This window comes from Nocardia sp. NPDC055053, assembly GCF_053608285.1.
In genome coordinates, this window is record NZ_JBSGVD010000003.1 from 1 (window position 1) to 9,391 (window position 9,391).

At 70.6% G+C, this 9,391-nt stretch carries 9 protein-coding genes; 5 read left to right on the top strand and 4 right to left on the bottom strand.

The annotated features are described in order from the left end of the window. Nucleotides 1-46: 46 nt before the first annotated feature. Nucleotides 47-1,084, bottom strand: a complete 1,038-nt coding sequence (locus ACWF82_RS03905) for an LLM class F420-dependent oxidoreductase (RefSeq protein ID WP_452497729.1) — start codon at nt 1,082-1,084, stop codon at nt 47-49. A 150-nt stretch (nt 1,085-1,234) separates the two neighbouring features. Here ACWF82_RS03905 and ACWF82_RS03910 point away from each other — a divergent pair, with 150 nt between their 5' ends. The 3 genes from ACWF82_RS03910 to ACWF82_RS03920 all read left to right on the top strand — a co-directional run bounded on the left by ACWF82_RS03910 (nt 1,235) and on the right by ACWF82_RS03920 (nt 3,965). Then, nucleotides 1,235-1,894: a cyclodeaminase/cyclohydrolase family protein gene (locus ACWF82_RS03910; protein WP_452497731.1), complete on the top strand. Its 660-nt coding sequence runs from the start codon at nt 1,235-1,237 to the stop codon at nt 1,892-1,894. A 128-nt stretch (nt 1,895-2,022) separates the two neighbouring features. After that, the gene (locus ACWF82_RS03915) at nt 2,023-2,775 is read left to right on the top strand and encodes a L,D-transpeptidase (protein WP_452497733.1); all 753 of its coding nucleotides are present in this window, start codon (nt 2,023-2,025) and stop codon (nt 2,773-2,775) included. A gap of 110 nt (nt 2,776-2,885) precedes the next feature. Further along, nucleotides 2,886-3,965, top strand: a complete 1,080-nt coding sequence (locus tag ACWF82_RS03920) for a hypothetical protein (RefSeq protein WP_452497735.1) — start codon at nt 2,886-2,888, stop codon at nt 3,963-3,965. A 28-nt stretch (nt 3,966-3,993) separates the two neighbouring features. Here ACWF82_RS03920 and ACWF82_RS03925 read toward each other — a convergent pair whose 3' ends face one another. Next, a complete protein-coding gene (locus ACWF82_RS03925; RefSeq protein WP_452497737.1) occupies nt 3,994-4,845 on the bottom strand; it encodes a bifunctional 5,10-methylenetetrahydrofolate dehydrogenase/5,10-methenyltetrahydrofolate cyclohydrolase in 852 nt (283 codons plus the stop codon). A gap of 170 nt (nt 4,846-5,015) precedes the next feature. Here ACWF82_RS03925 and ACWF82_RS03930 point away from each other — a divergent pair, with 170 nt between their 5' ends. Together ACWF82_RS03930 and ACWF82_RS03935 are read left to right on the top strand one after the other, a co-directional pair. Next, complete coding sequence (locus tag ACWF82_RS03930) at nt 5,016-5,888, top strand: YdcF family protein (protein ID WP_452497739.1); 873 nt, start codon at nt 5,016-5,018, stop codon at nt 5,886-5,888. Between the two features lie 46 nt (nt 5,889-5,934). Further along, complete coding sequence (locus ACWF82_RS03935; RefSeq protein ID WP_452497741.1) at nt 5,935-6,747, top strand: putative protein N(5)-glutamine methyltransferase; 813 nt, start codon at nt 5,935-5,937, stop codon at nt 6,745-6,747. A gap of 174 nt (nt 6,748-6,921) precedes the next feature. On the opposite strand, the gene ACWF82_RS03940 is transcribed toward ACWF82_RS03935, so the two are convergent. Next, nucleotides 6,922-7,749 carry an SDR family NAD(P)-dependent oxidoreductase gene (locus ACWF82_RS03940; RefSeq protein WP_379309537.1) on the bottom strand — a complete coding sequence of 276 codons (828 nt, stop codon included), beginning with the start codon at nt 7,747-7,749 and terminating at the stop codon, nt 6,922-6,924. A gap of 35 nt (nt 7,750-7,784) precedes the next feature. Next, a complete protein-coding gene (locus ACWF82_RS03945) occupies nt 7,785-9,359 on the bottom strand; it encodes a succinic semialdehyde dehydrogenase (protein ID WP_379309536.1) in 1,575 nt (524 codons plus the stop codon). Nucleotides 9,360-9,391: the final 32 nt, after the last annotated feature.

Here is a 9,391-nt window from a genome sequence, read left to right on the forward strand (position 1 = left end):
GCCGCCCGGAGAACTCTCCGGGCGGCGGCGCGTTGTCGTCGGCGGGTCAGCAGAGCGCGCGCAGCTGCTCGATCAGCTTGACCCGGCCCGCGGCGTTCTCGGCAAGCGGCGTGACGTTCAGCGTGGTGACGCCCGCCTCGGCCATGGCCGCGATGCGATCCTTGACGAAGCCCTCCGGACCGATCAGCGACACGTCGCGGACCAGCTCGTCGGGCACGGCCTGCGCGGCGGCCTGCTTGTCACCGGCCAGGTACAGCTCCTGGATGCGGTCGGCGGCGTCGCCGTAGCCGTACTTGGTGGCCAGCGTGTGGTAGAAGTTCTTGCCCTTGGCGCCCATGCCGCCGATGTAGAGCGCCAGGTGCGGCTTCACGAACTCGAGCAGCGGGGTGACGTTCTCGCCGATCGCCAGCGGCGGGCCTGCGAAGATCTCGAGCTCGCCCAGCGACGGGTCACGCTTGGCCTTGCCCGCCGCGAGCGCGTCGCCCCAGACGTCCTTGGCCTTCTCGGGCAGGAAGAAGATCGGCTGCCAGCCCTCGGCGAGCTCGGCGGCCAGCTCGACGTTCTTCGGGCCGAGCGCGGCGAGCAGCACCGGAATGCGTTCGCGCACAGGGTGATTGATCAGCTTGAGCTCTTTGCCCAGCCCGGTGCCACGGTCGGCGGGCAGCGGGATCTGGTAGTACTTGCCCTGGTAGTTGAGCTTCTCGCGCCGCCAGACCTTCCGGCAGATCTCGACGAGCTCACGGGTGCGGCCGATCGGGGCGTCGTAGGGCACGCCGTGGAAGCCCTCGATGACCTGCGGGCCCGAGGCGCCGATGCCGAGAATGAAGCGGCCGTCGGAGACGAAGTCCAGGCCCGCCGCGGTCATCGCGGTGAGGCTGGGGGTACGGGTGTAGAGCTGCAGGATGCCCGAGGCCAGCTGCACCCGCTCGGTGCGGGCGGCCAGGAAGCCCAGGGCGCTGACCGCGTCGAACGAGTACGCCTCCGGCACGAAGACGATGTCGAGGCCCGCGCGTTCCAGGTCGGCGACCTCGGCCGCGACCTCCTTGAATCCGCCCGAGTAGTTGATGCTCAATCCGATCCGCATGCACCCAACATAGCCCCGGCGCGCGCAGCCACCCCGACCGGTCGGTCTGTCGGCGCAGGTGCTGGTCGGGCGGGGTGTTCCGGTCACCACGCGGTAGCGTTAAAGGCGAGCACCACCGCAGTTCTCGCCGCATCGAAAGGTCACCACGTCGTGTCGCAGCCCACCGCCTCGCCGCAGCAGATCGCCCCCTCCTTCGGGTCGGTGACCCTGGAGCACTATCTGTCGGAGCTGGGCGCCAAGGTGCCCGCACCGGGTGGCGGGGCGGTGGCCGCCCTGCACGCGGCCCAGGCCGCGGCGCTGGTCGCGATGGTCGCCCGCTACACCACCCGCGCCAAGGATGCCGTGCACCGCCCGATCGTCGACCGGATCATCGAGGCCGCCGACGCCGCCCAGGCGCGCTCGCTGGCGCTGGCCGACGCCGACGCCGCCGCGTTCACCGCCGTCGGCGCCGCCTACAAACTGCCCAAGGACACCGACGACGAGATCGCCGCTCGCACCGAGGCGATCAACGCCGCGCTCGTCGAGGCGGCACGGGTGCCCGCCGCGGTGGTCGACGAGGCCGACGAGATCCTGTCGCTGGCCGCCGAGCTCCTGCCGATCGGTAATCCCAACGTGGTCACCGACATCGGCGCGGCCGCCGACGCCGCCCGCGCGGCGGCCATGAGCTCGCAGCTCAATATCGAGATCAATGTCGGCTCGCTGCCCGCGGCGCTCGGTGACACGTTCGCCGCGGCCCTGCTGCGCGTCGACACGATCGCCGCCCGCGCCGATGCGCTGCACGCCGACGTCCTGCACGCGGTACGCGGCTGAACCACGGCAGCGCGAACACAAGACGACACACCGTAAGACCCGTCGGCCGTTACCACTTCGATAGGTCTAGTTGATCATGGCGGCCTAGACTTGGAATCCGCCTACGAGTGACTGAAGGGGTGGCGTTTATGAGAAACGCACTTCGTTTCCTGTTCGTCGCGGCCATGGCGGCACTGCTGGCCGCATTCTGGTCCGGATCCGCATCAGCGGCCCTGATCGGCGGAACTCCGACCGCGACGGTCACCGCGATATCACCGGCGAACGGACAGGTCGTCGGCGTCGCCGCGCCGGTCACGTTCACCTTCGCGGCGCCGGTCACCGACCGGGCCGGCGCCGAACGCGCCGTCGCGATCCGGTCCACCGACGCGCTGCCCGGCACCTTCGCCTGGGTCGACGACACCCGGTTGCGCTGGACTCCCACCGGCACGCTGCCCGCGAGCTCACCGATCTCGGTGCAATTCGGCAACCAGCGCACCGAGTTCCAAACCAACCAGGGCGTCTACGCCGAAGCGAATCTGTCGGCGCACCGGTTCATCGTCAGCATGGGCGGACAGGTCGTGCGCGACATGCCCGCGTCCATGGGCAAGCCCGGTTTCGAAACGCCGACGGGCAATTTCACGGTGCTGGAGAAGTTCCGGTCCGTGGTCTTCGACTCACGCACCATCGGCATTCCGCTCGACGACCCCGAGGGCTACATCATCGACGGCGAGTGGGCCGAAAGGCTCACCTGGGGTGGTGTTTTCGTGCACTCCGCACCGTGGTCGGTGGACTCGCAGGGCTATGCCAACGTGAGCCACGGCTGTATCAATCTCGCCCCCGGCGACGCGGCCTGGTACTACGAAAATGTCGGCATCGGTGACCCGGTTTACATTCACTGGTGAGTAATTCCCTCGTGGCATTCGGCGTTCCCACCGTCAGCGCAGTATCGTGCCCGTAACGAAATCGTTGCGGGACGGAACCTGACGGCGACTCCCCTGATGAAGGTGGGGCGATGGATCGATCGGATGCACACAGACCGACCGGGGCTCGACAGCACGACCCCGGTTCGGCCGGTGATCCGTTCACTGCTGCCACGCCGTGGCGGCCCGGTCGTGACCTGGGCGCGCAGCGGCCGCGCAGGCTGACCGAAACGACTGGCCCGCAGCCGGTTACCGGCCCTCGGCACCGGGTCGAGGGACCGGCGACCCCGGCGGGTATTCCGGTCATCTCGCTGTCCGCGGCGCGCGCGCCCGAGTGGACCGGGCAACCCGCTCCCGTGCACAGTCTCGCCCCGGCGGACAACTACGCCACCGATCGGCTGCCCATCGTCGGCGGCCCGTTCGATCCCGGTGCGCGCCACGCACTTCCGGACCCGCCGATGGCGAGCCCCGAACCCGACAACGGGCCGAACACGGACAAACTGCCGATCGTCGCCCCCGCACCCGAAGGCACCTGGGCGGACTGGGTCACGGCCGGCCAGGAACCGGCACCGCGGCCCGCGCCCGACTACTCCGGTGACGACGAGGTCTTCGCGCGGATGATCGACCGGTCGCGGGGCAGGCGACGCCCGCCGCGCTGGGCGGCGCCGCTGGCCGCCTCGGTGGCGGGCGCGCTGCTGATCGGCGGCGGCTACTACCAATTACGCGGTCCCGCACCGGAATCCGCGGCCGCGAGCACCGCGCTGGCGCCCGCGCCCGCCAACGCCGGTCCGGATGCCGGTGACTGTCCGGCCGAACAGGTCGGCAGCAAGATCCAGGGCAACGGTTCCGGCGGCACCGAGAACGGTGTCGCGGCCATCCTGGCGTTCCAGCACGCGTATTACGTTGCGCGCTCCGGCGATCAGGCCCGGACGCTGGTATCCGGCGACGCCGCACTGCCTTCCGGCACGGACATCCAGGCAGGCATCGACACGATCCCGGTGGGCACCACCCACTGCCTGTCGATCACGCCCGCGGCGTTCGCCGGACAGTACTTCGTGGTGATCACCGAGTTCCGGCCCGACTCGGCGCCGATCATCTACAACCCACAGCTGGTCGGCACCGCCAAGGTCGGCGGGAAGACATTGATCACCTCGATCGGGCCGGTGCGCTAGACCCGATCGAGGCCGGCTCGAAACCTGGTCAGGCGCGGGCCTTCTCGGCCGCGACGACCACGTGGCGCATCAGCAGCGCGGTGGTCACCGGGCCGACGCCGCCGGGGACGGGGCTCAGCGCCGCCGCCTTGCCGTCGACCGTAGCCGCGTCCACGTCGCCGACGATGCCACCGTCGGCGGCCTCGTTGGTGCCAACGTCGATCACGACGGCGCCGTCACCGATATGTTTGCCGGTGACCAGCCCGATCCGGCCCGCGGCGGCGACCACGATGTCGGCGGGGGTGGTGACGGCGGCCAGGTCGGCCGTGCGCGAGTGCGCGACGGTGACGGTGGCGTTCTCGGCGAGCAGCAGCTGGGCCAGGGGCTTGCCGACGATGTTGGAGCGGCCGACGACGGTCACCAGGCGGCCCTGCAGCGCGATGCCGTGATGCTTCAGCAGCTCGACCACGGCCTCGGAGGTGGCGGGGACGAAACCGTCAAGGCCGGAGGCGAGCAGGCCGAGGGACAGCGGGCTGACCCCGTCGACATCCTTGCTCGCGGCGATCGCCGAGCTCACGTCGTCGAGGCTGACGCCGGCGGGCAGTGGGGTCTGCAGCATGATCGCGTCGGTGGCGGGGTCGGCGCTGCGCGCGGTCAGCTCGGCGCGGATCGTCTCCGCGTCGGCATCGGCGCCGAGATCGATGCGCTCGCACGCGATCCCGAGGCGCTCGGCGGCTTTGCGCAGTGAGTTCACGTACCAGGCGCTGGCCGGGTCGTCGTTGGCCACGATCAGCGCCAGTGTCGGCGCGGTGCCCGCGGCGGTGAGCGCGGCGGCGCGCTCCTTCGTGTCGGCGTTGATGGCGGCGGCGAGTTCCTTGCCGGTCAGCGAAGCGGTATCCACGGTGGGTCAGCTTATCCGTCGTTACCCCCCGCGCGGTCCACCGGGCGGCGACGCGCGGAGCGTCGCCGGGATCCGGGGCGCCCGCCGCACGCGGTCGTAGGGTGTCGGCAGCTCTGCCATCAGCTCTGCCAGCACGTGCCGAACCGTTCGCGGGAAGGGTGTCGACTGTCGTGAAGATCTCGAGGCATTGGAAACAGGTGGCTGCCGCCGTCGCCGCGGTCGCCGCGGTCACGAGCGCCACCATCGGCCCCGCCGCCGCCGAGGCGGACGTGACCGCGCTCTACAACTCCGCGCAGCGGCATTTCACCGACGGTGACGACGCCGCGGGCCGCGCCGACCTGCGCGCCCTGATCGCCGCCGATCCGGACGACGCCGACGCCCTCGCGTTGCAGGCCATCTGGTCGCATTACGCGGGCGACCACGCCGCGGTCGGCGAGGCGATGGCGCGGCTCGGTGCCGTCGACGCCGGCATGGCCGCGGGGACGTCCACTGTGCTGCGCGCGGTCACCGCGGCGGCGTCGACGCTGCCCAATCCGCTGCCGGCGCTGGTCGGTCCGCAGACCGGGATCGTGGTCCTCGGCTACGGGCTGCTGCCCGACGGCGCGCTGCGGCCGGAGCTGGAGAACCGGCTCACCGCGGCCTGGTTGCAGGCCGTCGCCGCGCCGTTCTCGCCGGTGATCGTCACCGGTGGCAATCCGCAGAACGGGATCTCCGAGGCGGAGGCGATGCGGCGCTGGCTGGTCGGGCGTGGTCTGCCGGGTGACCGGATCCACGTGGAGGACCGGGCCGGGTCGACGGTGCAGAACGCGCTGTTCAGCACCCGCATGCTGCGTGATCTCGGGGCGACCAGTGCCGTGGTGGTGACCTCGCCGAACCACATCCGGCGCGCGGTCGCCGACTTCATCGTCGCCGGAACCAACGTCGTCGGGGCGATGACCTCGCTCGAACAGCTGGTCTCGCAGCTGCCGCCGCCCGCCAAGGCCGCGCAGCGCGGGATCTACCTGGACGCGACCCGCACGTTCGAGCTCGACAGCGCGCGCTGACACCGGGTCGCGAATAATCGGTTGTCCGGCACGGGACAATCGCCACATGACTGTTTCCGCCATCGACGGCGTGATCACCACGCTGCGCGCCGCCGGCTGCGTGTTTGCCGAGGACGAGGCCGCGCTGCTGCTCGACGCCGCCGCCGGTGACACCGGCCGACTCGACGACCTCGTCGCGCAGCGGGTCGCGGGCACACCGCTCGAATATCTGCTGGGCTGGGTCGAATTCCGCGGCGTGCGGGTCGGCGTGCGGCCCGGCGTCTTCGTGCCGCGCCAGCGCACCGCGTTCCTGGTCGATCAGGCGGTGGCCGGGGTCGCGCCGGGGACGGCCCAGGTGTGCGTGGTCGACCTGTGTTGTGGCTGTGGAGCGCTCGGGCTGACCGCGGCCGGCGAGCTCATCGCCCGCGGCTGCGATGTCGAGCTGGTGGCCGCCGATATCGATCCGGTCGCGGTCAGCTGCGCGCGGGAGAATCTGGTGCCGTTGAGCGCGCCGGTATTCGGCGGCGATCTGTTCGACGCGCTGCCGGGCGATCTGCGGGGGCGCATCGATGTGCTGCTGGCGAATACGCCGTATGTGCCGAGCGAGCGGGTCGCGGACATGCCGCCGGAGGCGCGTGAGTACGAACCGCTCGTCGCGCTCGACGGTGGCGCCGACGGGCTCGATGTGTTCCGGCGGGTCGCCGAGGGCGCGGCGAGCTGGCTGGCGCCGGGCGGCACGGTGCTCGTGGAGACCTCGACGGGCCAGGTCGACACGGCGTGCAAGGTCCTCGCCGAGTACGGCCTCGCGCCGCGCGTCGAACACTCCGAGGAGTACTACGCCACCGTCGTCCTGGGCACCCGCGTGGTCGATCCACACTGAGCGGCGCCGCGCCCGGCGACAATGGCAGTCGCGGCACACCAGGTAGACCTGACATCGTTCCCCGACCCGAACCCCGAGCGCGCCGATCGCCCTCGGCGTGCGTCGTCCCGAAACGGCGATGCCCCGCCGACAAACCGCGTCCGCGGCCGGTCGACGGGGCATCCCCTCCGGTGCCTACTTGCGTCCGGTGAACTGATCCATCGAGTGGTACACGCCCACCGCGTTGAGGTAGAAGTCGCGCACCTTGATCGGCAGCAGACCCGTGAGCGCGCGGTTCATCCGCGAGGTCCACGGCAGCACCACCAGGGCGCCACCGTTCTTCATCTCCCGCCAGGACGTCTCGACGACCTCGTTCTGCTCGAGCATCGGTGTGAACAGGATGCCCTTGGCGCCGTCGAACATGCCGGTGTTGATGTAGGTCGGGCAGACCGTGGTGAACTTGACGTGGTCGTGGCCCGCCTGCTCGAGCTCCAGGCGCACCGAGTCCGACCAGCCGAGCGCCGCCCACTTCGACGCCGCGTAGACGGCCATGCGCGGGTTGGCGACCAGACCGGCCGAGGACGCGATGTTGAGGACACGCGCCTGACCGGCACCGGCGACCATGCCCGGCAGGAACTCCAGGGCGATGTACATCGGGGCCAGCGAGTTGATCGCCATGGTCATGTCGATGTCGCCGCGGTTCTCGGTTTCCCAGAAGTAGGTGTTACCGCGCACGATTCCGGCGTTGTTGACCAGGATGTCGATCCCGCCGATCTCGTTGCGCACCGCGTCGGCGGCCTCGCGGATCGAGTCCTGCGAGGACACGTCGACGATGTAGGAGTGCACCTTGCCGCCCTGGGCGGTCAGCTGCGCCGCGGTCTCGCGCAGGGCGATCTCGTTGACGTCCCACAGCACCACCGCGTCGGCGCCCTCACGGACCGCCGTCTCGGCGAACAACTTGCCAAGGCCCATGGCGGCGCCGGTGACCAGCACCCGCTTGCCCGCGACCGTCTCCAGTTTCATGTAATGCCTACCCCTGCTTCGTTTCCTGCTTGCCGCTACTTCTGGCGTAGCGTCTTCATGACGCCGAAGACCAGCGTCATCGTCTTGGCCCACATCTGCTCGGACATGCCGGGCAGCGGCGCGATCGGCAGCACCCGCTGGACCGCGATGGTCTGGGTGTCGATGTACTTCAGCAGCCCCTCGGGACCGTGGCGACGGCCCTGGCCGGAGATGCCGAGGCCACCCGACGGCGCGTCGACGCTGCCCCAGGCGGCACTGAAGCCCTCGTTGACGTTCACCGAACCGGCGTTGATCCGCGCGGCCACCGCCTTGCCGCGCTCGGCGTCCTTGCTCCACACGCTGGCGTTGAGGCCGTAGGCGGTGTCGTTGGCTGCCTCGATGGCGGCCTCGTCGGAGTCGACCTTGTACACCGAGACGACCGGGCCGAAGGTCTCCTCGCGGTAGACCGTCATGCCGGGCGCCACGTCGGCGAGCACGGTGGGCTCGTAGAAGTACGGGCCCAGGTCGGGACGGGCACGGCCACCGGCGAGCACCTTCGCGCCCTTGGCGACAGCGTCGTCGACATGCGCGGTGACGGTGTCGAGCTGGCGCTGGAAGGTCAGCGAGCCCATGTCCTTGCTGTAGTCGAGCTCGCCGCCGAGGGTCATGTTCTTGACATTGCCGACGAACTCGGCGACGAACTGGTCGTAGACCGAGGCGTCGACGTAGATGCGCTCCATCGACTCGCACAGCTGACCCGCCGAGGAGTAGCAGGCGCGCACGGCGAGCTTGGCCGCCTTGGAGACATCGGCGTCGGCGAGCACGAGCAGCGGGTTCTTGCCGCCGAGCTCGAGCGAGTAGCCGATCAGGCGCTCACCGGCCTGCTGGGCGATGGTGCGGCCGGTGGCGCTGGAGCCGGTGTAGTCGACGTAGTCGGCGCGCGCGATCACGTCGCCGCCGATCTCGCGGCCGCGGCCGAGCACGGCCTGCCACAGGCCGCGCGGCAGACCGGCGCGCTCGGCGGCGTCGATGGCCCACAGCGCCGACAGCGCGGTCTGGTTGTCGGGGCGGGCGATGACGGCATTACCCGCGACCAGCGCGGGCAGCGCGTCGGAGGCCGACAGCGCGAGCGGGTAGTTCCACGGCGAGATGACCGCGACGACGCCCTTGGGACGGTGGCGCACGTCGACCGAGGTGAGCACCGGCAGCACACCGCGCGGCTTGCGGTCGGCCAGCAGCTTGGGCGCGACGGCGGCGTAGTAGCGCGAGTTCAGCGCGACGTCGGCGACCTCGTCGAAGGCGTGCGGGCGCGACTTGCCGGTCTCGGTCTGCACGATGTCGAGGATGGTGTCCTGCTCGGCCAGCACGATGTCGTGGAAGCGGCGCACGATCTCCACGCGCTGCTTGACCGGCACCTTGGCCCAGTCGCGCTGCGCGTGGCGGGCCACGGCGAAGGCGCGGTCGATGTCGTCGATCGAGGACTGCGGCAGGTCGCCGATCTTGTATCCGGTGGCCGGGGCGAAGACCGGCACCGACGCGGCGCCACCCGCCACCGCACGGTCGAACAGGGGCTTGACCAGCGCGGTCGGCAGCGCGGTTGGTTCGGCGGTCAGCTCGGGGGCTGTCGTCATTGTCGGCCCTTCTCCTCAACAGATGGGTCGCG